Here is a 21838-nt window from a genome sequence, read left to right on the forward strand (position 1 = left end):
CTCGGCGCTGCAGAACGCCGCTTCCATCGCGGCGCTCTTCCTCACCACCGAGGCGGTCATCGCCGAGAAGCCCGAGAAGACCCCTGCCGCCCCCGTCGGCGGAGACATAGAGTTCTAGGCCGGATCGTCGGGTGGGACCGCTCAGCATTACCTGGTCCCACCCAATCCGGAGCGCTGCTCACCCGGTGAGCCGTCGGTGAGCGTGCGGTGAGCCACTGCCGCCACTGTTGAGCCATCGCCGGATCCGCCGAGGGCCGGCCGCTGAACGAGGAGCAGAGATGAACAGTCTGACCGGCAAGACCGCGCTGGTGACCGGAGGATCCCGGGGAATCGGCCGGGCGGTCGCGCTGCGACTGGCCGCCGAGGGCGCCCTGGTCGCCGTTCACTACGGCGACAACGACGACGCGGCCAAGCAGACAGTGGCGCGGATCGAGCAGGCAGGCGGCCGGGCGTTCGCCGTGCAGGCCCGGTTCGGCGACGATGGCGCGGTGGACCGCCTGTTCGAGAGCCTGGCCGAGGGGCTGGCCAGCAGCGGTCTGGCCGAGGGACCGGCGGGCGGCGGCCTGGACATCCTGGTCAACAACGCGGGCATCGGCTCGGTCAACCCGATCGCGCAGGTCACACCGGAGGAGTTCGGCAGGCTGCTCACGATCAACGTCAGCACACCGTTCTTCGTGATCCAGCGCGCGCTGCCGCTGCTGAACGACGGCGGCCGCATCATCAACATGGGCTCGGTGGCCAGCCGCTTCGCGGTCTCCACGCAGATCGCCTACAACGTCAGCAAGGCGGCACTGGAGTCGATGGCCCCGTCCCTGGCCAATGAGCTCGGCAGGCGCGGCATCACGGTGAACACGGTCGCGCCCGGCGCGGTGCGTACCGACATGACCGCGGGCTACAACACCATCCCCGAGGCGGTCGCCGCGATCGAAGCGATCACCGCGCTCGGCCGGCTCGGCGAGCCCGAGGACGTTGCGGACGTCGTCGGCTTCCTGGCGGGCCCGCAGAGCCGATGGGTGACCGGCCAGACCATCGACGTCTCGGGCGGCACCTACCTCGGCCCGATCGCCACGGCATGACGCATTCCCCGGGGATCAGCTAACCGCCCGCGGAACGCGGCTGTCGCGAAGCAGTCCGTCCATGAGGACCGCCAGCATTTGCCCGATACCGGCCCGGTCGGCGGGCGCCTGCTCGTGGGCCCAGGCGACACCGGCGGCGAGGCGCAGGATCGTCGAGGCGTCGATGTCATCCCGGACAGCGCCGTCGCGCTGGGCCGTTGCCACGAGTTCGTATGCCGCGGCGCGCATGGCATGGCAGGCCGAGTCCGATGGCGGCGTCTCGTTGTGGAGCGCCGTGGTGACGGTTGCCGCCAGCCCTCGATACGTCATGAGGTGGTCGACGAAGAGCTTCAACCAGGCCGCGAGCGCTTCGTGCGGCGAGCGCTCGGCCTGTAGCTCGGTGGCCGCGGTGGCGAGGGCCTGGTAGCGGTTGTCGAGGACGGCCTCCACCAGCGCCTCGCGGGTGGGGAAGTGGCGGTAAAGAGTGCCCGAACCCACGTCGGCGTCGCGGGCGATGTCATCGAGCGATGCCTCCACGCCCGCGCGAGCGAACGCCGCGCTCGCCGCGGCGAGCAACCGAGCCCGATTGCGCTGCGCGTCTGCCCGCATCGCACGCGGTGCCCTCGTGTCGCTCATAGCTCCCCTTTCGGCCGAAGCGATTGTACCGGGGACTATCTCCGGATAGCATCACGCTTACCGGAGACAGTCCCCGGATATCAGTCGTCGGGTGCGCGGAGGTTTCGGTGGTGATCACAGAAGTGAAGGCGAAGCTGGGACGCGTGGGAGTGTGGCTTGGCGGGCCCCACGTGCACGGCACTCCGGTCGAGAGCTGGCGCCACGCCGTGAGGCGCATTGAACTTCGGCCCCGGTCGAACACACCGCACTTGTCCGTGAGGCTCTGGGGAGCGATAAGTTGCTCATCCCCGAGCAGGCGTTCATCATCGAACCCGATCCCGAGCAAGCCCGTGCCATCGCTCGACGGTACCGAGGCAGGACCGGCCCCGAGTCGCCGTACACGCGCAACTGGTTACGTCTCGGCTACAGCCGGCAGGACATCGCCGACGGGGGAAGCGATCGGCTGGTCGACGCGCTGGTCGCTTGGGGCACCCCGGAGGCCGTCGCCGCGCGCGTTCAAGCGCAACTCGACGCCGGCGCCGATCATGTGCTCGTCCATCCCATCGCCGATGACCTGACCACGGCCATCAGGCAACTCGAACAACTCGCGTCCGCCTTGCCACGTGGATTGGTATTCGCGAACAGTTGAACCTCGGGCCCTACCAGGGCCCGAGGCCCCGCTCCGGCGCTTCCCTGACGAATATGGGGAAGTAACGAACATGCGGTCACCATCTACCGGCACGCCCGGCGCGATCTCCTGGACCGTGGGCGACATCACGATCCACCGGGTGGACGAGATCGTCTTGCCTCCCCAGACCGGCCCCTGGCTGCTGCCCGGCGCCACCGCGGACGTCGTCGCGCGGCACGCCTGGCTGCGGCCCGACTTCGCCGACCGGGACGGCGTCCTGCGCCTGGTCAGCCAGAGCTTCGCGATCTCGGCCGACGGGCTGCGCATCCTGGTGGACACCGGGATCGGCAACGGCAAGACGCGGGCGAACCCGGCGTGGCACGACCTCCGGACCGGCTACCTCGATCGCCTCGTGGCCGCGGGCTTCCCGCCCGAGTCCGTCGACATGGTGATCCTGACCCACCTGCACACCGATCATGTCGGTTGGAACACCCGGGCGGAGGGTGGCGAATGGGTGCCGACCTTCCCCCGCGCCCGTTACCTGACCTCTCGCGCGGAGAGGGACTTCTGGGCCGGATACGACATGGACGAGGCGCGGCGGCAGATGTTCCGCGACTCCGTGCGTCCGATCGAAGAGGCGGGGCTGCTCGACCTGGTACCCGTCCCGGCCGAGGTCGCCCCCGGCGTGCACCTGGTTTCCACGCCGGGTCACACCCCGGGTCACGTCGCGGTCCGGCTGACCAGCGGCGACGAGACTGCGCTGATCACCGGCGACTGCGTGCACCACCCCGTCCAACTGCTGTACCCCGACATCGGCAGCTGTGTCGACATCGACCCCGAGCAGGCCACGGCCACCCGCCGCGCCCTGCTCGCCTCGCTCGCCGGCACCGGCGCCCTCGTGCTGGGCACCCACTTCCCCCCGCCGACCGCGGGCCGCGTGATCGCCGACGGCCCGGCCTACCGGCTGGTGCCCGTCCCGCCAGCAGGGGAGCGTTCACCTAGTCGGCCAGAAGGCGGTCGACCAGGGCGTTGACGTAGTCGGGGGTGAGCGGGCCCGTGCCGAACAGGACGCGGACGTACATCGGGGCCAAGAGGTGGTCGAGGATGTCCAGGCCCTCGGGCGGACGTTCGCCGCGGTCTCGGGCGCGGTCCAGCATGCCCTGCAGTTGGCGTCCGCGTTCGGCCACGAACGCGTCTCTTGCCTGTACGCCGGCCTCTCCCCCGGTGGACAAGGCGATGACCAGGCGCAGCACCGCCAGCCCGTCGGGCCCGGTCACGTCGCGCGCGACGCCGGCCGCGTACGCGCGCAGGTCGCCTTCCAAACTGCCGGTATCCGGTATGGGCGAGGTGATGGTGAGCCAGGTGATCGCCACGTCCGTGAGCAGGGCCTCCAGGGTGCCCCAGCGGCGATAGACGCTGGTGTCGGCCACTCCGGCGCGGGTGGCGACGTCACCGACGGTGAAGTTGCCGTGGCCGCGTTCGGCGATCAGATCGGTGACCGCGTGGTGCACTGCGGCTCGTACGCGGGCGCTGCGCCCGCCGGGCCGGCGTGTCGGCTGCTGTTCCACCATGCCCGCAGCTTAACGCAGTCACGACTTGCTTTTGCGAGTGATGGCGCCCTAAAGTCCCCCTAACGCAGTCGTCTGCTGCTTTAGGAGCGGCCATGCCCCCGCTGTTCTTTCCCGACAACCCTCAGTTCTGGTACGAGACCCTGCGCACCTTCGGGCACATCGCCTACGGCGGCGCCGACTTCGGCGAGGTCGTGATCACCTGTCAGCGGATCACCGCCGGTGACTACGACAGCTGGCACGACGAGTGGCCGGCCACCGCCGACCGGGCGGCCACCGAAGGGCGCCAGGCGGCGGCGCTGTTCGCCCCGGTCATCCAGCCGGTGGAGATCCCGTACGAGGGCACCGTCCTGCCCGGCTACCTGTACCGTGCCGACGACTCCGCCACGGCCAGGCCGACCGTGGTCATGCACAACGGGTTCGACGGCACGGTAGAGGAGATGCACTTCTTCGGCGCGGCCGCGGCCGCGGCCGTCGAACGCGGCTACACCGTGCTGACCTTCGACGGCCCCGGTCAGCCGGGCACCCGCCACCATCAGAGCCTGATGTTCCGTCCCGACTGGGAGAACGTGGTCGGCCCCGTACTGGACTACGCCCTGACCCGCCCCGAAGTCGACGGCACCCGCGCCGCGCTGCTCGGTTGCAGCATGGGCGGCCTGCTCGCGCCCCGAGCCGCTGCCTTCGACCAGCGCGTCGCCGCGCTCATCGCCTTGGACGGGGTCTATGACCTGAGTGACATCTCCACCGCGCCCCTCCCCTTTGCCCGCGCCGAGGCCGAGCGCCGTCTGCGTGCCGAGCACGATCCGGAGCTGGACGCCATCATGACGGCGTCCATGGCCGCCGCGCCCATGCTGCGCTGGGCCGTCGAGCACGGCATGTACGCCATGGGTAGCGAAACCCCGCGCGCGTTCGGCGCCGCCTACCTGGACTACCACCTGCGCGACGGCATCGCCGAGAAGATCGCCTGATCCCCCGCTCCCTTCCTGGAGAACGACATGACCATCGCCATGATCGACCGCGCTCTCGACATGACCGCCGCCATCGTCAAAGGCATCACCGACAGCCGGCTCCACGCTCCCACCCCCTGCGCCGGCTGGGACGTGCGTACAGAGCTCAACCACATGGTCGGCGGCATGCGCGTCTTCGCCGCCGAGCTCACCGCGACCGACGCGGGCGGCGAGCACGAGGATGACTGGCTCGGCACCGACCCGCGGGCCGCCTTCGCCACCGCGGCCGACCTCGACCGCGCCGCCTGGCATCGCCCGGCCGCCCTCGACACCACCGTACGTTTGGGGTTCGGGGCCGTACCGGGGCCGATGGCCGCCCTCATCCACCTCACCGAAGTCCTCGTCCACGGCGTCGACCTGGCGCTCGCCACCGATCAGGAGCATCTCGTCGACGAACGGTCGTGCGGCGAGCTGCTCACGATCATGCACGGCATGGACTTCGACGCCTTCCGCCGCCCTGGCATGTTCGGCCCCTCGGTCCCCGCCCCCGCCGACGCCCCCGCACACCGGCAACTACTGGCCTTCCTCGGCCGCGACGTCCCAGCCCGCCGCCGGCGATGAGTTCGCGGCACGCGGCCGGTCTACCCTTCCGACCACACGTCAACGGGAGGTAGCCGTGACAGCAGCGCGACACACAGCCAACCAGCGGTTGCAGAGCCTGGAAGTGCTCGTCGGGGAGTGGGACATGGAGGCATCGATCGACGGGCAGCCGATGGGCCGGTGCACGGCGATGTTCACCTGGCACGACAGCCGGGGATTCCTCATCATGCGCGTCGACCCCCCTCAGGCGATCGCCCCGGAATGGCAGGAGAGCTCGCCGTTTCCGATCGATGCCGCCATCGGTCTCGACGACCACAGTGGGGCCTTCGCCATGCTGTACGCCGATGCGCGGGGAGTCTGCAGGATCTACCAGATGAGCTTCGAGGACGGTCACTGGGAGATGCGGGGGCAGGCAGGGCCGGGCTTTCACCAGCGCTTCGAGGCAACGATCCGTGGCGACGCCCGCCTTGTCACCGGACGATGGGACGCCTCCAGCGACGGCGAAACCTGGAAGCCTGACTTCGAGGTCACCTACGCGAAGAGGTGAGGCGGGTTCGCAGGCCGAATCGCCCAGCGGTATCGGCAGGCCACGACCGACCTCTGGGAGGGCGCCGAGCTCTCTCGCCCGACCTCATGACCACAGTCGGCGCCCACCCACGGCCGCGCGCCCGACCTCCTGCCCGAAGGGCGCCCCACCCCGTGGCCGCGCGCGTCCGACCTCGTGGTCACAGGGACTGAAGCAATCCGCTGCCGGTCAGCCGATGGGTGGGGCAGATCAGCCGTTCGGAGGGGCGGAGAGTTGAGCCGCTGATTCATGCCACGGGTTGATGTGTGCCGTGCCGCCTGCTTGAGAGGCTGACGACCTCCAATCGGAAAGGGGCGAGTCACATGTCAGAAGTGGGCGACGGGCGTACGAGCCTGCCGGGCGCCGCAGCGGTGAGTCGTCGTGGACTGCTCGCCGGTGCGGGTGCCGCGGCGATCACCGCGGCGGGCACGTGGGGTGCCGAGGCGGCGTTGGCGCAATCGGGCGCGGCGGGGCCTGCTGCGGCGGAAGCGGAAGCGGCGATATTCGGGCCGGTGACAGTACGTCCGGGGGACTTTCGCTACGACAACCTGTTGCGTGGCAACAACTTCCGGTTCGTCGGCCGGCCGGAGGAGATCCGCGTGGTCGGGTCGACCGATCAGGTGGTGCGCGCGGTGTCGGAGGCGGTGCGGTCCGGCCGACGGGTCGCGGTGCGCAGCGGCGGGCACTGCTTCGAGAACTTCACCGCCGATCCGGCGGTCCGGGTGCTGCTGGACCTCTCGCCGATGGACGCGGTCGGCTATGACGCCGACCGTCGGGCGTTCGCCGTGCAACCCGGAGCCAACCTCGGTCAGGTGTACCGGACGCTGCTCAAAGGCTGGGGCGTGACGATCCCTGGGGGCAGTTGCCCGGAGGTGGGTGCCGGTGGGCACTTCGCGGGCGGCGGATACGGACCGCTGTCCAGGCGCTACGGCTCGGTGGTGGATCACCTGTACGGCGTGGAGGTCGTGGTGGTCGACCGCGACGGCACCGCCCGCGCGGTGGTCGCCACCCGCGAGCCGGACGACCCGCACCGCGACCTGTGGTGGGCGCACACCGGTGGTGGCGGCGGCAACTTCGGCGTGGTCACCCGCTACTGGCTGCGCTCCCCCGGCGTCGTCGGCACCGACCCGTCCCAGCTGCTGCCGGCGGCGCCGCAGCGGATGCTGCAGCACGTGGTCATCTGGTCCTGGGAGCATATGACCGAAAAGGCACTTACCGGGCTGCTGCGTAACTTCGGGACCTGGCATGAGCGCAACAGCGCGCCCGGCTCTCCGCACGCCGGGCTGTACGGGATCCTCCAGCTGTCGCACCGCGCCGGCGGAACCGTCATGCTGGTCGCGCAGATCGACGCGGACCTCCCCAACGCCGACAGCATGGTGACCGGCTTCGTGTCCGCGGTGACCGCCGGCCTCGACCTCACACCGGCGCTCGACATCCGGCGGACGATGCCCTGGTTGCACCGGATGACCTGGCCGGGCAGCGGCGAGCCGGGTGACGTGATCATCCGGCGATACAAGATCAAGGCCGGCTACCTGCGACGATCATTCACCGAGACCCAACTCGCGGCCGTCCATCGCAACCTGACCAACTCCACCGGCGGCTCCAACGCCGGCATGCTGCTCATCGGCTACGGCGGCCAGGTCCGTGCGGTAGCGCCAGGGGCCACCTCGATCGCCCAGCGAGACGTGGTCATGAAGGCGGTCTACCAGACGATCTGGGAAGACGAAAAGGACGACAAGGCCAACCTCGCCTGGGTCCGCGGCTTCTACCACGACGTGTACGCCGAGACCGGCGGTGTGCCCGTGCCCGGCGAGGTCAACGACGGTTCCTACATCAACTACCCGGACGCCGACCTGGCCGACCCGGCGTGGAACACCTCAGGTGTGCCCGCGCACACGCTCTACTACAAGGACAACTACCCACGCCTCCAACGGGTGAAGGCCCGGTGGGACCCGCGCAACGTCTTCCGGCACGCCCTGGCCATCGAGCCTCCTCAGGCGGGCTGAGCCGCGTAGGGACGTGCCGATGTGGAGGTTAGATTCCCCGCTCGGGGGCCAGCGACGGATGTGGAGGCCGCGGATGTGCGATCCAGCGACACGGTGGCCCGTACCGGTGACCGTCGGCCCGTATGCCTTGCTGACGCTTCTGGCTGGTGTCACCTTGGCCATCAAGCGGTCGGCGGGCGCGTCCCCGCTCGTCGATCTGGTCCTGTGCGCGCTGCTGGCGGCGTGGATGCTGGGGGTCTTCACGTTCCGTCCCGCCTGGCGCGAGCGTGTGCCGGTGATGGCCGTGTTCTTCACCGTGCTGATCCTGCTCACGGCGATTCTGGTGGTCAGGGACCCGTGGTTCGGGTTTTTCACCCCTGTCGGATACATCTACGCCTTCCGGGTGCTGCGCTGGCCGTGGCAACCGGCCGGCGTCGCGGCGGTGGCGATGGTGGCGGGCACGGCGCAGGCGTACGACGTGGACAAGACCACACCCGTGGGGCTGATCACGTATGTGGCTGTCATGGCTGCGAATGTGATCCCTATGTGTGGCTTCGCCTGGTTCGCTCGGCGTAGTGCCCAGCAGAACGACGAGCGCAAGCGGGCGCTGGAAGAGGCGCGCGAAGCGAACCGCAGGCTGGAGACGACGCTGACAGAGAACGCGGCCCTGCACGAGCAGTTACTGGCGCAGGCCAGGCAGGCCGGCGTGCACGACGAGCGGCGGCGGATGGCGCGGGAGATTCACGACACGCTGGCGCAGGGTCTCACCGGCATCATCACCCAACTGCACGCGGCCGAGCACGCCGGCGACGACCCGGCGGAATGGCGCCGGCACATCGAAGCCGCGACCAGGCTGGCCGGGGAGAGCCTGTCCGAGGCGCGGCGATCGGTGGACGCGCTGCGTCCTGAGCCGCTGCGGACCGCGCGGCTGGGCGAGGCGCTGGCGAGCGTGGCCAGACGCTGGTCGGCACTGCACGAGATCCCGGTCCAGGTCACGACGACCGGCACGGCGCGGCCGATGCGCCCGGAGGCCGAGGTCGCGCTGCTCAGAACCGCGCAGGAGGCGCTGACGAACGTGGCCAAGCACGCGCGGGCGACCCGGGCGGGGGTGACACTGTCGTACATGGAACACGAGGTCGCTCTGGACGTGCGCGACGACGGTGTCGGCTTCGATCCGGCCCACCTCAGGGACAGCGACGGCGGCGGCTCCGGACCAGCCCGGCCCGGAGATGGCGGTGGAGGCTTCGACGCGGGCCGCCTGAAGGACAGCGGTGGCGGGTTCGGTCCGGCGCGGCTCAGGGATGGCGGTGGCGATGGTCCGCGTACGGCTCACCTTGGGTTTGGGCTGATCGCGATGCGGCAGCGGATCGAGGGCCTGTCAGGCACGCTGCAGGTGGAGTCGGAGCCAGGTGCCGGCACGGGGATCTCGGCCCGCGTCCCCGCCGAGTGGGCCGAGTCATGAGCCGCCCGGATAGCGTGATCAGACTGCTGGTCGTCGACGATCATCCGGTGGTCCGAGATGGCTTGAGCAGCATGTTCGCCCGCGATCCGGACTTCGAGGTGGTCGGGGAGGCCGCCGATGGAGTCGAGGCGGTCCGGCTCGCCGAGACGCTACGGCCGGATGTGGTCCTCATGGATCTGCGGATGCCTGGCATGGACGGCGTGAGCGCGACAAGAGCGCTGGCCGGGGGCGGGACTGGGGTGCGCGTGCTGGTGCTCACCACATATGACACCGACAGCCACGTGCTGCCCGCGATCGAGGCGGGTGCCACCGGCTACCTGCTCAAGGACGCTCCCCGTGACGAGCTCCTGCGGGCGGTCCGGGCGACGGCTCGGGGTGAGGCGGTTCTCGCGCCGTCGGCGGCGGCTCTGCTCATGAGCCGGGTACGCTCCTCCGCCTCGGGGCCGCTCAGCCAGCGGGAGCTCGAAGTGCTCCAGCTGGTGGCGGCCGGTGGCACGAACCGGGAGGCGGCGGCGCAGCTGTTCATTACGGAGGCCACGGTCAAATCCCACCTGCTGAACATCTACGGCAAGCTTGGCGTCGGCGACCGCGCCGCCGCCGTCACCGAGGCGTTCAACCGAGGACTGCTCGTCCCCCGAGCACCGGAACAACCCTGAGGCGGTAGCGGTGTGGCACAGCTGCCAGGAGGGCACACGCCGGTGCGCGCTCCAGCGCACACCGGCGCGGCCCAGACGAGGCGGACCTGTCCGGGTGGCCCGGAAGGTTCACCTGCCCATGTGGGTGGCCGCCGGTCTCAGTTCATCCGCCCGGAGGCGGCAGAGCTCAGGTCGTTCCCTTCCTGTCGGTGGATTTCGCCACATCTTCGGCCATGAGAGCCAGGACTTTGACGTGGCCGATGAGGAAACGCCGGGCGGGCTCAGGCAGCGTGAGCCCCAGGCCCGACTCGGCCGCGGGGGCCAGTCGCTCGCGCAGGGCTCGCATGATCTGCGCGCGCCCGGCCTCCGGCAGCCTTCGCAGGTCGACGGCGCCAAGGGGGGCGCTGAGGACCAGTTCGAGCTGTTCCTTGGTGGCCGCGTCCTCGATGGATTCCAGCAGGAACGCGACCACCCATTCGAACGGCCCGGACGACGCGGTCCACGCGTACTCGTCGGAGACGAAGATGTCGCTCGCCATCAGGGACCACCCACGATGAAGACGTTGCGGCCCAGCGGTTCAATGAAGGCCTTCACCGTTTCGATCTGGGCGGGCGTGAACAGAGAGACGTCGACTGGCACGAATTGCGCCTTCCCCACGTGCGACTGAATCTGGGCCTGCAGGCCCGGCCATTGCTCCGCGAAGCGCTCTGCGGTAAGTCCGCTGCCCACCGCATCATAGGACCGCCCGTACTGGTCGAACCAGTCCTCGCTCGCGCCGCTCGACCGGGAGAGCCGCACCCCGCGCGCTTGCTCGATGCGGAGTGCAGTTTGCATCTCGGGTTTCCTGAATCTCTGTTGCGCCATGTCCCACCCCAGCGACCTGCGGCGCACCAACTCCACCAGCTGGGCTCTGAGGCTGTCGAGCGTGACCTTTGCGCCCTCGAGCGCCTCGAGATCGGCCACCGCCTGCGCTTCGAGCCCGCGCACCGTCCCCTGTTCGAGGCCCGTTTCGGCCTCCAGGCCCGCCACCGCCTCCTCGACACCGACTCCCGTGCGCACGGAGTTCCGGAAGGCGACCACGCTCTTGGCGATCTTGCCGATGACCAGCGGGCCCAGGATCTCGCCGGCGACCCAGGCGCAGCCTGAGGCCTTGAAGTTGGCGCAATCGATGACGTCGCCGAGCACGATGTGCACCAGGTTGTTGAACGACTCCTGGATCACCTTCCGCACGTCCATGTGCAGCGTGCGGTGCTCGATGAAGTCGACGTCCTTGGCGACCAGGTTGTCGCGGACGCAGTCCGCGTCGGACGCACTCGTCATCTGGCACGTGATGACGCTGTAGTACACCGTCCCGTGGATGTGCAGCGGGATGTCGATGTCGCAGGTCCCGTCACCGCCCCAGCCGGTGGTGCACGACCCGCTCCAGGAGTCGACGGTCAGGTCGGTCGCCACCTCCGTCAGCGCGAAGCCGCCCTCCCAGGTGGCGATCCGCTGCCTTTCCTTGGTCTGCTTGCGCGCCTCCGCCTCGGCCCTGATCGCCGCGGCTTGCGCCTCCTCAGCGCTCTGCCGCGCGTTCTTGGCGGCTTCCTCCGCGGCCGTCGCGTCGGCTTCCGCCTTGGAGGCGACGTCGCGGGCGGTGGCGGCGTCGCTCTCCGCCGCGCTGGCGGCGGCGCGGGCCGAAGCGGCGTCCAGTTCGGCCGCGTCGGCCGAGTCGCGGGCGTCGCTGGCGTACCCTTCGGCTGCGGTGGCCGCCGAGGCGGCGGCCGCGGCGTCGGCGGTGGCCCTGCGGTCGTACTCGACGGTGTTGGCCTCGGCCTTCACCGCTGCCTTGGCCGCGGCCGCCGCCTCCGCCGCCGAGGCCTGCGCCTGGGCGAGCGAGGCCACGGCCTTGGCCGCGGACTGCGCGGCTTCGGATGCCGCGACAGCGGCGGCCTTGGCGTCGGCGTCGGCCTGCTCGGCCAGGAGCGCGGCCTCCTTGGCGGCCTTGTTCGCCTGGGTGGACTTGGCCTGGGCGACGGCGGCCTGCTGGGCGGCGAGCGTCTTGGACGCCTGGGCGGTCAGTACGGCCAGGCCGGCCGAGGCGTCGGTCTCCTTGTACGGGGAGCCGAGCTCGATGGCGTCGTTGGCCGGCTTGATGACCTGGGCGGCCGAGTCGCGGGTGGCCACGGCCGCCTGGGCGGTGGCGTAGGCGAACCCCGCGGTGCGGACCGCGCTGACGTGCGCGGCGTCGGCCTCCTTGCGGGCAGCGAGGGCGTCGGTCCTGGCCTTGACCGCGTTCGCCACGGCGGTGTCGGCGTAGGCCTTGGCCTCGCGGGCGTTGATTCCCGCGGCCCACGAGGCCGCGATGGCGTCGGCCGCCGCGGCGTGGGCCTTCTTGACGGCCTCGTTGGTGATCGCCACGTCGCGCTGGGCCGCGTCGGAGGCGGATCGGGCGCGGGCGGCGGAGGCCTCGGCGCGCGTGGCCGCCTCGCGGGCGGCGGCCGCGGCCGCGGTGGCCTGGTCGGCGGCGGCGCGGGCGTTGGTCGCGGCGGTGGTCGCCCGGTCCGCCGCGGAACGCGCCTGCGTAGCGGCGGTCCTGGCGCCGTCGGCGGCATCGGTGCCCTCGGCGGCGGCGGCGTACGCCTCGCGGGCGGAGGCCTTGGCCTGCAGGGTGTCCCGGGTGCTCTCGGCCTCCAGGGCGGTGGTACGGGCCGCGGCCGCCGTGCGCTCGGCCTGCTCCGCCCTTTCCCTCTTCTCGGCGGCCGTGTTACCGGCACCTTGGGCGGCGCTGAGCGCGTTGGCGGCGTTGGTGCGTTCGGTTTGGGCTCTGGCCTCGGCGTTGGCGGCGTTGGTCCGCTGCTGGGCGGCGATGTTCTTCTGCCGCTCGGCGTTGTCGCGCTCGGTCTCGGCGATCTCCCGCTTGGCTTTGGCGTCGGCGGCGGCGTTCTTGGCCGTCTGCTCGGCGTCCTCGGCCCTGGCCTGGGCGTTCTTGGCCTTGGTCGCGTTCTCGGCCGCGAGTGCGGCCTGCGTGGCGGCGCCTTCGGCGGCGGCCTTGGCCTGCGCGGCGGCCTCCTGGGCGGCCATCCGCCGGAACTCCGCCCGTGAGGCGTGCGCCTGCGTCTCGGCCAGCGCCATCAGCGTCTTGCTGTCGGCGGCCGAGGCGCGGGTGGCGTTGGCGGCGGTCTCGGTGGCCTTGGCCACGGCCTGCGTGGCGGCGGCCGAAGCCCTGGTCACCTGGACGGCCTGCTGGCCGTAGAGCAGGCCGCGGCCTCGGGGCAGGCTGGCGGCGTCGGCGATGGCGTACGCGGCCTGCTGGGCGGCCACGGCCGCGGCGGCGTGCCGCTGCGCCGACTGCGCGGCCCGCGAGGCGACGAACACCCGGCCCAGCGCCATCGCCTGGGCCTTGACGATGTCGTTCTTGACCTTGGCGAACACCGCCGCGCTCGGATAGGACGGGGTTCCGGAGGGTTGCTTGAGCCAGTAGGCCTGCCAGTCGGCCAGCCGGACACCGATGATCGACTGGCCCAGCGCCTCGCCCAGGGCATGGGCGGCGACCTGGAGGTCGGCGGCGGCCTGGGCCTCCTCGGCAAGGATGCTGTCACGCTGGGCGCGCTGGCCGTCGACCTCCTGCTGCCACTCCGCCGAGGCCTTGGCGAACTCAGCGGTCAGCACCTCGTGCGGGTCTGGCGGGTTGTCGGTGGCGCAGGAGGCGTAGCGGGCCTTGAGGTTCTCGACGTCGACCCGGAACTCCATGCTGTCCGGATCGGGCGCGCTGGTCGGGAAGCCGCCGCGCTCCAGGAAAGCCCGCGCGTCGTCGGCGTACATGGGGTGCAGGAAGGACATGTCCTTCCACGCGTCCCGCCCCTTGTCGTCCTCGCCGTCTGCGGGGTAACGCTCCTTGGCGATCGCGTTGACCGCGTCCACGGACTCCTTGGCGGCCAGCGGGGTCTGGTCGGCGTAGAAGTCCTCCTCTTCCGTCCAGTACTGGCCGTCGACCCAAGAGGTCAGGCCTACCTTGCTGAACGGGTTGTCCTTCTGCTCGATCCACTGGAACGCGGCGTCCGTGTAGCCACTCGGGGGCGGGACGTTGAGCGACTCCTCCCAGACGGTGTGCCGGTCCTGAAGCTCGTTCAGCTTGACCGAGGCCCGCTCTTCGTCCTGCTCGTAGGCGGTGTGCAGCGGGGTCGACGGGGTGGTCTCGTAGTCGGGGGCGGCGTTGCGCAGCAGGACGTCGTCCGTGCCGCCCAGCCCGGCGCGGGCGACGGCCTTCAGGTCCTGGCCGCCCTTGCGCTGTACGGCGGTGAGCAGGCACTGGGCCGCGCGGACCGACGCGGCGTGCGCGAGGTCGTACTCGGCGGCGTCAGCGAAGGCGGCGTCGGCGAAGGCGAGCGCCGGGCCGGCGCCGGGCAGCGGCGCGAACTGCACGCCGGCGATGACGACGCCGACGGAGGTGAGGGCCGCGGCGGTGGCGCGCAGCCGTCCTAAAAGAGGGCGCCGGGTACGGCGCGATGAAGCAGTGGTGGTGTGCATGGTCAGCTTTCAGCCGCTGGTACGGGGATGGAGGTGCTCAGAAGAAGGCGTTGAAGGCGTTCCAGCCCGCGTTGCCGATCTTTTCTTTGGCGGCGAAGGGAGCCGAGGAGACGCCGGTGCCCTTGAAGAGCCACAGTGCGCCGGCGGAGTCGCGGGCGATCAGGTCGGCTTTGCCGTCCCCGTTGTTGTCGCCGGTGGAGACCAGGGCGGTGTAGGCGTCCCAGCCGGTGCCCGCGCTGATGCGGGCGCCCAGGATCTGGTCGGCGGTGATGCCGCCGGTCCCCGGATAGATGTAGAGGGTGCCGGCGGTGGTCCTGGCCAGCAGGTCGTTCTTGCCGTCGCCGGTGTAGTCGCCGTAGCCCGCCAGGGCGTCCATGCCGTTCCAGCCGGCGGTCCCGGCCTGGACGCGGGCCGCGAGACCGCCGTCGGTGCGGCCCGGGTAGAGCCACAGGGCGCCGGCCGTGTCACGTGCGATGATCTCGGGCGCGGCGCTGCTACCCATGTTGCCCGGGGTCATGATCAGGTTGTAGCCGTCCATGTTCGAGGCGACGGGCATGGTGGAGGTGCCGCGCTCGGCGGTGTAGTAGAGCTCGCCGCCCAGGCGGAAGAACAGGTCGTTCCTGGTGCCGTTCTCAGAGGTGTTGGCGCGCAGGATCGCGGTCGCCGCGGAGAAGCCGCCGCCGAGATCGACGGCGGTCTCGAGGCCGCCGGTGCTCTTGGGCTCATAGGCGAGCAGGTGGCCGTCGCTCGCCCTGCGTACGAACAGGGGCAGCATGGGCGCACCCGCCGCGGCGGACGCGGCGGGCGCGGTGAGCAACGAGCCCAGCACGGTGAACAGGACCAGCGCTGCCAGGGTTCTGGCACGGGCTAACGCCCGGTTTACGGGTTTGGACATTCGATGTGACCTCGTATGGCTAGGAGGGGTCGACCTCGCGGGTGGCGTACTCGCTCTGCCCGCGAGAATGTCTCCAAGATACACAGTTGCAGAGCACGTGCTCTGTTATTCTGGTTGGCGTGCCTCGCCCTCGGGTTCATGACCTGGATCACTTGCTGGATGTCGCCGAGCGACTGGTGGTCGACGGCGGTCCGGAGGCCTTGACGGTGCGCGGGCTGGCGGCGGCCTCCGGGGTGTCGAACGGGGCGATCTACCACGCGTTCGGGTCGCTGCCGGTGCTGCTCGGGCGGCTGTGGCTGAGGGCGGCGGAAGAACTTCTGAATCTGCAGATCGAGCTCGTCGACGCGGCGCGGGGCGACGGCCAGGAGGCGGCGGTCGAGGCGGTGGTGGCGGCGGCGAGCGCGCCCGCGGTGTTCGCCGACCGGCGGCCCATATCGGCGCGGCTGCTGATGACGACGCGACGTGACCAGCTGCTCGGTCCCCAGGTTCCGCAGGAACTGGCCGAGGCGATGTTCGCCCTGGACAAGCGGCTGATGATGTTGCTGTCCGGGCTGGCGCGGGCGCTGTGGGACCGGGCCGACAGGGCGGGCGTCGAGGTGATGACGCTGTGTGTGATCGATATGCCGACGGCGATGTTCCGCCGGACGTTGACCGCGCCGTCCGCGGACGGCCTGCCCGAGATCGGCGCCGACAGCCGGGAACGACTGAAGGCCGCGGTCCGCGCCGCCCTAACCCTTCCGCCACCGCCCCCGCACGTCGGCTAGCACGACACGGGGTGCTGGGACTATTTCCTCAGAGAACAACGCTAAGAACTTTCCCCAGGTCAGCACGGGTGCGCTTAGCATGGCTCGGGGCACCGTGCGGATGCTCGGCACGTTCCTGCTTGATCCGCGGGATGTTCCGCATGTGGCGGTGGACTATGTGGCCGAGCAGATCGGTGTGGCGGACCCGTCATGCATCAAGCTGTATCCGGAGCGGACCCAGACCAAGTGGGACCATCAGGGCGAGATCCGGGAACTGCTGGAGTACCAGGAGTTCGTCGAGGTCCAGGCCGGGTTGCTGATGGGATCGCGGGTGCGCCACTTCCGGGTCTCGCGGCGGGAGTTGTTCGATCGGGCTGTGGTGTGGCTGATCGACAACAAGGTGGTGCTGCCGGGGATGGCCGAGCTCGCCGCGTACGGGATGACCGCCAAGGCCCCGAAGATCAAGCAGTTGGAGGCGATGCGACGCTCTGCCACACTGCTGGCGACGGTCCGGCATCCCGGAGTCGAGCACATTCGCGAGCACGACGGATTGGTGAGCGGGTCGTAGCGGCGGCTGGTGTATCACAACCCGAACCTGCCAGACGGCTCTCTGGATCGCGCCGCCTACACCTTCTGCCTGCTGGAAGCCCTGCATGGGCGCTATGTGTACGCGGTCGGCGCCGACCGATGGGGCGATCCGCGCGGCAAGCTGATCCCGCAGCCGGTGTGGCGGGTGCACCGCGACAGCGTCTTGATCGCGCTCGGCCTGGAGACGGACCCGACCCGGCATCTGCAGGATCTCGCCGAGGACCTGGACGCCGCCTACAAGCAGGTCGCGGCCAAGGGTGGCCGGTTGAACCTGGAGAAGCTGGCGGCGTTGCCGCTGCCGGACGGCTACCAGGGTGCACGACGCCGTGCAGGCGATGCTGCCGCGCATCGATTACCCCGAGCTGCTGCTGGAGGTCAATGGCCACACCGGGTACTTCGAGGTGATGCCGCACCTGTCGGGATCGGAGGCGCGGCGCCCCGATCTGGACATCTGTCAGGCCGGCGTGCTGGTCGCACGGTCCTGCAACGTCGGGTTCATCCCCGTGGCCAAGGCGCTCACGCTGAGCCGCCTGCTCGGGGTGGAGAAGGGATACTTCCACCACGAGAGCATCGCCGCGGCGTCCGCCGGCTTGGTGGTGCCGGGGACGATGCGGGACTCGCTGTTCATCCTGGACAGTCTGCACCGCCTGGACGCCATCGAGCAGCCCGACATCGTCACCACCGACACCGCCTCCTACAGCGACATCGTGTTCGGCCTGTTCGCGATCTGCGGCTACCAGTTCGTCCCCAGGATCGCCGACATCGGCGACGCCTAGATGTGGCGGCTCGACATGGTCGACGTCGGCTTGGCCGGCCAGCCGGTCGCCAAGGCCGACAACGGCTACCTGCACCTCAACGATCTGGGCCTGCGCAAGATCAACGTACGGGTCATCCGGCACCACTGGGCCGACATGCTGCATGTGGCCGGGTCACTGGTGACGAACCAGGTGCGCGCCTACGATCTGCTGCGGATGCTGTCGGCCGATGGCCGTCTCACCGGTCTGGGAGCGGCGTTCGCGCACTACGGCCGCGTCTTCAAGTCGATCCACCTGCTGCACGTCGCCCACCTGGAGGACTACCGGTGGATGATGGGCGCCCAGCTCAACATCGGCGAGGGCCGTAACGGCCTGGCCCGCCGGGTCTTCTTCGGCAACCTCGGCCAGCTCCGCCAGGGCTATGCGAAGGGCATGGGAGACCAGCTCGGCGCGCTCGGTCTGGGTCTCAACGCGATCATCTACTGGAACAGCCTCTACATCGACGCCGCCGTGAAAGCCCTGCAGGCAGACGGGAACTTGGTGATCGGACCGGAGATCCGGGCCCGGCTGTCCCCGTTGATCTGGGAGCACATCAACTTCCACGGCAGCTTCCCGTTCACCCGGCCGGAGACGCGGTTGTCGCGGGCCTCGTTCTTGTCCGCGGCTGACTGGGCCCGGCGGTCGAAGTCGTCGTCGGCAGTGTCGCTGTCGGGGTTTTTGACCGCGGCGAACTGGATCCGGGCGGCAGCGTTTCTCTCGCAGATCCGGGCGCGTTGCCCGACCGCAATTCGTTCATATAGTCTCCTATATGAACGTATAGCGTTATGGGTGTGAGGTGCCTATGTTGGGTGAGCAGGTGGCAGAGGCAGTTGACCTGACGGCGCGTGCGCGGATGCGTGAGGCGGCGATGCGCTTGTTCGCCGAGAAGGGCTACGCGGCGACGTCGGTGGCCGACATCGCGAAGGCGGCCGGTGTCTCCGGAGGCCTGATCAGGCATCACTTCGGCTCAAAGGAAGGGTTGCGCCGGGCCTGCGACCAGGCGGTGGTCGCGGAGTTGGCCCAGATCAAGGAGCAGAACCTCGCCCGGATGGCGAAGGGGCTGGAGCCGATTCTGGATCGGCGCCGCGCCGAGCTCGGTCGCTACCTGGGACGGTCAGTGCTGGACGGGTCAGAGTTCGGGGCACAGACGTTCCGCAACGGCGTGGACATGCTCGAGGGGTATTTCCGCGCCAACCCGGTGGCTGGTGTGCAGGATGTGCGCGGGTTCGCGGCCGCGGTGCACGCGTTCACCGTCGGCACGGAAGCGATGTACGAGGTGATCGCGGCCGCTCTCGACGCCGACCCCGACGACCTGGCGACGTTGTATCGCGTCCACCGCGTGTCCGCACAGGTCTATTCCAGCCTGATAGCCGTGCCCGGTATTGCGGAGGTGCGGCCGAGCGTACCAGCCGACCAGGAAGGCACCGCGGGATGAGCGGCCATGTCCTTGACTTCGACGGCATCGGCAACACGGCGCTGCCACTGGTGGGCGGCAAGGGCGCGAACCTCGGCGAGTTATCCAGGATCGAGGGGATCGAGGTCCCAGGCGGCTTTTGCGTCACGACCGAGGCATACCGAGCGGCGACCGCCCGGATCGAGGGCCTGGCCGAGTCGCTGGCCCAGCTGGGTCGGCTCGAGGCTGACGATCGTGCCGCGGTCAACGCTCTCGCCGCGCGCATTCGGGCTCTGATCGACAGCGCCCCGATCCCAGAAGACATCCAAGCGGCGGTCACGGCTCGGCTCGCCGAGCGCGGGGAGTGCGTGCCGTACGCGGTCCGCTCCAGCGCCACGGCCGAGGATCTGCCCTACGCGTCGTTCGCCGGGCAGCAGGAAACCTATCTGAACGTCGTGGGCGCGGACGCCGTCCTGCGCCACATCAGCCGGTGCTGGGCGTCGTTGTTCACCGAACGTGCGGTGGTCTACCGCATGCAGAACGGGTTCGACCACCAGAAGGTGTACCTGTCTGTTGTCGTAGAGGAAATGGTGTTCCCCGAGGCGTCGGGCATCATGTTCACCGCGGATCCGGTCAACTCCGACCGCACGACGGTGTCGATCGAGGCCGGCTTCGGCTTGGGGGAGGCACTCGTGTCGGGTCTGGTCGACGCCGATCTGTACAAGGTCCGGTCCGGTGAGATCGCCAGCAAGAAGATCTCGACCAAGCAGGTCGCGATCTACGCTCGTCCCGAGGGCGGCACCCGCCAGGTGGAGCTCGACACTGAGCTGCAGCACGCCCAGACCCTGACCGACCAACAGATCCTGCGACTGGAGCAGACCGGCCGCGTCATCGAAGCGCACTTCGGTCGTCCACAAGACATCGAGTGGTGTCTTGCTGGCGGAAAGGTCTACGTCCTGCAGTCGCGTGCGATCACGACGCTGTTCCCGATTCCGCAGTCGGACGACAGCAAAAAGGACGGCAAGAACCACGTCTACATGTCGATGAGCCACCAACAGCAGATGACCGACGTGATGCGGCCTTTGGGCATCTCGATGTTCCAGATAGGGTTTCGCAAGCTCGCCAGCCAGCCCATCGTGGGAGCCGGTGGCCGGATCTACATGGACGTGTCTCGTGACCTGTCCTCCTCCTACGCGGCCAAGATCTTCGTCTACAAAGGTCTGGGGTCTGCGGACCTGCTGATCCAGAAGGCACTGGCGAGCATCCTGGACCGCAAGGACTATGTGCGGACGTTGTCTCGCGGCATGTCGTTCGGCATCACCGGGGGCTCGCTCGGTCAGATCTTGTCCGGGCTGCTCCAGGCCGTGTCGGTCTACCGTCGCAACGATCCCGGCCTGGTCAACCAGGTGATCGAGGCCAACACCAAGGAAGCCGCCAAGGTCGCGAAGGCGATCGCCGGCAGGACCGGTGCCGACCTCTTCGACTTCATCGTGCGTGACATGGACATCGAATACCGCCAGGTCGTGCTGGACAACTACGGCATCGGCTTCATCATGCTGTACGCACAGCACTGGCTGCACAAGACCGTGAAGAACATGCCCGGCGAGGAGAATGCCACAGACGTGCTGGCCCAGTCGCTGTCCAACAACGTGACCGCACAGATGGGCCTCGAACTGCTCGACGTCGCCGACGTCGTCCGCAAGCATCCCGCCGTCCTGACCTACTTCGAACACGCCAACGACACAACGTTCTTCGACGATCTCGCCGCGATCGACGGCGGTGCCGACGCGGCCACCGCGATCCACGACTACCTCGACAAGTACGGCATGCGCTGCCCAGGCGAAATCGACATCACCAAAACCCGCTGGGCCGAACAACCCACCATGCTGATCCCGCTCATCCTCAACAACATCAACAACTTCCCGCCCGCCTCACACTCCCGCCTCTTCCAGGAGAAACTCCAGCAAGCCGACACCACGGCCGAGCGGATCATCCGCCGACTCGAACACTCAAGAGGCCGGCGCAAGGCCAAGCAGGCCCGCAAGATGATCAGCCTCTACCGCAACTTCATCGGCTTCCGCGAGTACCCCAAGTACGCCCTCATGCAACGGCACCTGGTCTACAAGCACGCCCTGCGGCGCGAAGCCATGCGTTTGGCCAGCCTGGGCGTCATCCACGACCCCAGCGACGCCGACTACCTCAGCTTCGAGGAGTTCCGGCAGGCCGCCCACACTCACCAAGCCGATCAAGCTCTGATCGACCAGCGCCGACGCGACGACACCCTCTTTCAGCGGCTGACCCCACCCCGCGTCATCACCTCGACCGGCGAGGTCGTCACCGGCAGCTACGACGCCGGTGACCTGCCCGACGGCGCCCTGATCGGCGTACCCGTCTCCTCGGGCATCGTCGAAGGCCGCGCCCGCGTCATCCACAACCTCCAAGCGGCACAGACCGAAGCAGGCGACATCCTCGTCACCGCGTTCACCGACCCGAGCTGGACCCCGCTCTTCGTGACCATCGCCGGCCTGGTATCCGAGGTCGGCGGCATGATGACCCACGGCGCCATCGTGGCCCGCGAGTACGGCCTGCCCGCCGTCGTCAGCGTCGAGAACGCCACCCGGCTGATCCGTGATGGCCAACGTATCCGGATCAACGGCACCGCCGGCTACGTCGAGCTCCTCGATTGAACGGACACTCGACCAACGTGACCAGATCCTACTTCGAACTGCTGATCCTGCTGCTCAACCTCGCCAGCGCCGACGCACTCGCCGTGATCGCCGGAGTCCTACATCGGGGCGGCCGTGGTGGTCGCCGCGCTCGTCGTGGTCGGCCTGCGCCCGCGCCCCAGCACCCCCA

18 protein-coding genes and 1 pseudogene are annotated in these 21838 nt (G+C 69.5%); 14 read left to right on the forward strand and 5 right to left on the reverse strand.

Features of this window, described 5'->3' with window-relative positions:
* Window positions 1-278: 278 nt before the first annotated feature.
* Window positions 279-1076: an SDR family NAD(P)-dependent oxidoreductase gene (locus tag ACGFJ2_RS53705; RefSeq protein ID WP_393482184.1), complete on the forward strand. Its 798-nt coding sequence runs from the start codon at window positions 279-281 to the stop codon at window positions 1074-1076.
* Window positions 1077-1091: 15 nt separating this feature from the next.
* Here ACGFJ2_RS53705 and ACGFJ2_RS53710 read toward each other — a convergent pair whose 3' ends face one another.
* Window positions 1092-1691 (reverse strand): TetR/AcrR family transcriptional regulator, encoded by a 600-nt coding sequence (locus ACGFJ2_RS53710; protein ID WP_393482187.1) that lies wholly within the window; start codon window positions 1689-1691, stop codon window positions 1092-1094.
* Between the two features lie 277 nt (window positions 1692-1968).
* Here ACGFJ2_RS53710 and ACGFJ2_RS53715 point away from each other — a divergent pair, with 277 nt between their 5' ends.
* Together ACGFJ2_RS53715 and ACGFJ2_RS53720 are read left to right on the forward strand one after the other, a co-directional pair.
* Window positions 1969-2319, forward strand: coding sequence for a hypothetical protein (locus ACGFJ2_RS53715; RefSeq protein WP_393482190.1), 351 nt, complete (start codon window positions 1969-1971; stop codon window positions 2317-2319).
* A 70-nt stretch (window positions 2320-2389) separates the two neighbouring features.
* Window positions 2390-3331, forward strand: coding sequence for an MBL fold metallo-hydrolase (locus tag ACGFJ2_RS53720; protein ID WP_393482193.1), 942 nt, complete (start codon window positions 2390-2392; stop codon window positions 3329-3331).
* Here ACGFJ2_RS53720 and ACGFJ2_RS53725 read toward each other — a convergent pair.
* Window positions 3297-3869, reverse strand: a complete 573-nt coding sequence (locus ACGFJ2_RS53725) for a TetR/AcrR family transcriptional regulator (protein ID WP_393482196.1) — start codon at window positions 3867-3869, stop codon at window positions 3297-3299. The genes ACGFJ2_RS53720 and ACGFJ2_RS53725 overlap by 35 nt on opposite strands.
* A 92-nt stretch (window positions 3870-3961) precedes the next feature.
* Between ACGFJ2_RS53725 and ACGFJ2_RS53730 the strand changes: the two genes are divergently transcribed.
* From ACGFJ2_RS53730 to ACGFJ2_RS53755, 6 genes are all read left to right on the forward strand, one after another.
* Window positions 3962-4834: an alpha/beta hydrolase family protein gene (locus ACGFJ2_RS53730; RefSeq protein ID WP_393482199.1), complete on the forward strand. Its 873-nt coding sequence runs from the start codon at window positions 3962-3964 to the stop codon at window positions 4832-4834.
* Window positions 4835-4861: 27 nt separating this feature from the next.
* Complete coding sequence (locus ACGFJ2_RS53735; RefSeq protein WP_357955036.1) at window positions 4862-5434, forward strand: TIGR03086 family metal-binding protein; 573 nt, start codon at window positions 4862-4864, stop codon at window positions 5432-5434.
* A gap of 55 nt (window positions 5435-5489) precedes the next feature.
* Window positions 5490-5960, forward strand: coding sequence for a hypothetical protein (locus ACGFJ2_RS53740; RefSeq protein WP_393482202.1), 471 nt, complete (start codon window positions 5490-5492; stop codon window positions 5958-5960).
* A 341-nt stretch (window positions 5961-6301) separates the two neighbouring features.
* The gene (locus tag ACGFJ2_RS53745) at window positions 6302-7984 is read left to right on the forward strand and encodes an FAD-dependent oxidoreductase (protein WP_393482205.1); all 1683 of its coding nucleotides are present in this window, start codon (window positions 6302-6304) and stop codon (window positions 7982-7984) included.
* A gap of 154 nt (window positions 7985-8138) precedes the next feature.
* A complete protein-coding gene (locus tag ACGFJ2_RS53750; protein WP_393482208.1) occupies window positions 8139-9425 on the forward strand; it encodes a sensor histidine kinase in 1287 nt (428 codons plus the stop codon).
* Window positions 9422-10081 carry a response regulator gene (locus tag ACGFJ2_RS53755; RefSeq protein WP_393482211.1) on the forward strand — a complete coding sequence of 220 codons (660 nt, stop codon included), beginning with the start codon at window positions 9422-9424 and terminating at the stop codon, window positions 10079-10081. The genes ACGFJ2_RS53750 and ACGFJ2_RS53755 overlap by 4 nt, the downstream gene beginning before the upstream one ends.
* A gap of 166 nt (window positions 10082-10247) precedes the next feature.
* Here ACGFJ2_RS53755 and ACGFJ2_RS53760 read toward each other — a convergent pair whose 3' ends face one another.
* From ACGFJ2_RS53760 to ACGFJ2_RS53770, 3 genes are read right to left on the reverse strand one after another with little or no spacing between them, the layout of a single operon-like run.
* Entirely contained in the window at window positions 10248-10598 is a 351-nt protein-coding gene (locus ACGFJ2_RS53760; protein ID WP_357955047.1) for a hypothetical protein, read from the reverse strand.
* Entirely contained in the window at window positions 10598-14569 is a 3972-nt protein-coding gene (locus ACGFJ2_RS53765) for a hypothetical protein (protein ID WP_393482213.1), read from the reverse strand. The genes ACGFJ2_RS53760 and ACGFJ2_RS53765 overlap by 1 nt, the downstream gene beginning before the upstream one ends.
* Window positions 14570-14606: 37 nt before the next feature.
* Window positions 14607-15464: an FG-GAP-like repeat-containing protein gene (locus tag ACGFJ2_RS53770; RefSeq protein ID WP_357955051.1), complete on the reverse strand. Its 858-nt coding sequence runs from the start codon at window positions 15462-15464 to the stop codon at window positions 14607-14609.
* A 152-nt stretch (window positions 15465-15616) separates the two neighbouring features.
* Between ACGFJ2_RS53770 and ACGFJ2_RS53775 the strand changes: the two genes are divergently transcribed.
* The 5 genes and pseudogenes from ACGFJ2_RS53775 (at window position 15617) to rph (ending at window position 21669) form a co-directional block, all read left to right on the forward strand.
* Window positions 15617-16228, forward strand: a complete 612-nt coding sequence (locus ACGFJ2_RS53775) for a helix-turn-helix domain-containing protein (protein WP_393482217.1) — start codon at window positions 15617-15619, stop codon at window positions 16226-16228.
* 79 nt (window positions 16229-16307) lie between these two features.
* Window positions 16308-16775: a DUF4158 domain-containing protein gene (locus ACGFJ2_RS53780; protein ID WP_393482220.1), complete on the forward strand. Its 468-nt coding sequence runs from the start codon at window positions 16308-16310 to the stop codon at window positions 16773-16775.
* A 355-nt stretch (window positions 16776-17130) separates the two neighbouring features.
* Window positions 17131-18384: pseudogene (locus ACGFJ2_RS53785) on the forward strand (Tn3 family transposase).
* A gap of 7 nt (window positions 18385-18391) precedes the next feature.
* On the forward strand, window positions 18392-19024 hold the full coding sequence (locus tag ACGFJ2_RS53790; RefSeq protein ID WP_358184886.1) for a helix-turn-helix domain-containing protein: 633 nt from the start codon (window positions 18392-18394) through the stop codon (window positions 19022-19024).
* Window positions 19021-21669: a rifamycin-inactivating phosphotransferase gene (rph, locus tag ACGFJ2_RS53795; protein WP_393482224.1), complete on the forward strand. Its 2649-nt coding sequence runs from the start codon at window positions 19021-19023 to the stop codon at window positions 21667-21669. The genes ACGFJ2_RS53790 and rph overlap by 4 nt, the downstream gene beginning before the upstream one ends.
* Window positions 21670-21838: the final 169 nt, after the last annotated feature.

The sequence above is a fragment of the Nonomuraea sp. NPDC049028 genome, from assembly GCF_043197735.1.
GTDB lineage: Bacteria > Actinomycetota > Actinomycetes > Streptosporangiales > Streptosporangiaceae > Nonomuraea.

Bases quoted from the DNA above. Each gene is read 5' to 3' on its own strand.
- ACGFJ2_RS53780 (WP_393482220.1), top strand. From the start codon at position 16,308: ATGGCTCGGGGCACCGTGCGGATGCTCGGCACGTTCCTGCTTGATCCG.
- ACGFJ2_RS53725 (WP_393482196.1), bottom strand. From the start codon at position 3,869: ATGGTGGAACAGCAGCCGACACGCCGGCCCGGCGGGCGCAGCGCCCGC.
- ACGFJ2_RS53745 (WP_393482205.1), top strand. From the start codon at position 6,302: ATGTCAGAAGTGGGCGACGGGCGTACGAGCCTGCCGGGCGCCGCAGCG.
- ACGFJ2_RS53735 (WP_357955036.1), top strand. From the start codon at position 4,862: ATGACCATCGCCATGATCGACCGCGCTCTCGACATGACCGCCGCCATC.
- ACGFJ2_RS53770 (WP_357955051.1), bottom strand. From the start codon at position 15,464: ATGTCCAAACCCGTAAACCGGGCGTTAGCCCGTGCCAGAACCCTGGCA.
- ACGFJ2_RS53765 (WP_393482213.1), bottom strand. From the start codon at position 14,569: ATGCACACCACCACTGCTTCATCGCGCCGTACCCGGCGCCCTCTTTTA.
- ACGFJ2_RS53720 (WP_393482193.1), top strand. From the start codon at position 2,390: ATGCGGTCACCATCTACCGGCACGCCCGGCGCGATCTCCTGGACCGTG.
- ACGFJ2_RS53755 (WP_393482211.1), top strand. From the start codon at position 9,422: ATGAGCCGCCCGGATAGCGTGATCAGACTGCTGGTCGTCGACGATCAT.
- rph (WP_393482224.1), top strand. From the start codon at position 19,021: ATGAGCGGCCATGTCCTTGACTTCGACGGCATCGGCAACACGGCGCTG.
- ACGFJ2_RS53730 (WP_393482199.1), top strand. From the start codon at position 3,962: ATGCCCCCGCTGTTCTTTCCCGACAACCCTCAGTTCTGGTACGAGACC.
- ACGFJ2_RS53710 (WP_393482187.1), bottom strand. From the start codon at position 1,691: ATGAGCGACACGAGGGCACCGCGTGCGATGCGGGCAGACGCGCAGCGC.
- ACGFJ2_RS53760 (WP_357955047.1), bottom strand. From the start codon at position 10,598: ATGGCGAGCGACATCTTCGTCTCCGACGAGTACGCGTGGACCGCGTCG.
- ACGFJ2_RS53705 (WP_393482184.1), top strand. From the start codon at position 279: ATGAACAGTCTGACCGGCAAGACCGCGCTGGTGACCGGAGGATCCCGG.
- ACGFJ2_RS53790 (WP_358184886.1), top strand. From the start codon at position 18,392: ATGTTGGGTGAGCAGGTGGCAGAGGCAGTTGACCTGACGGCGCGTGCG.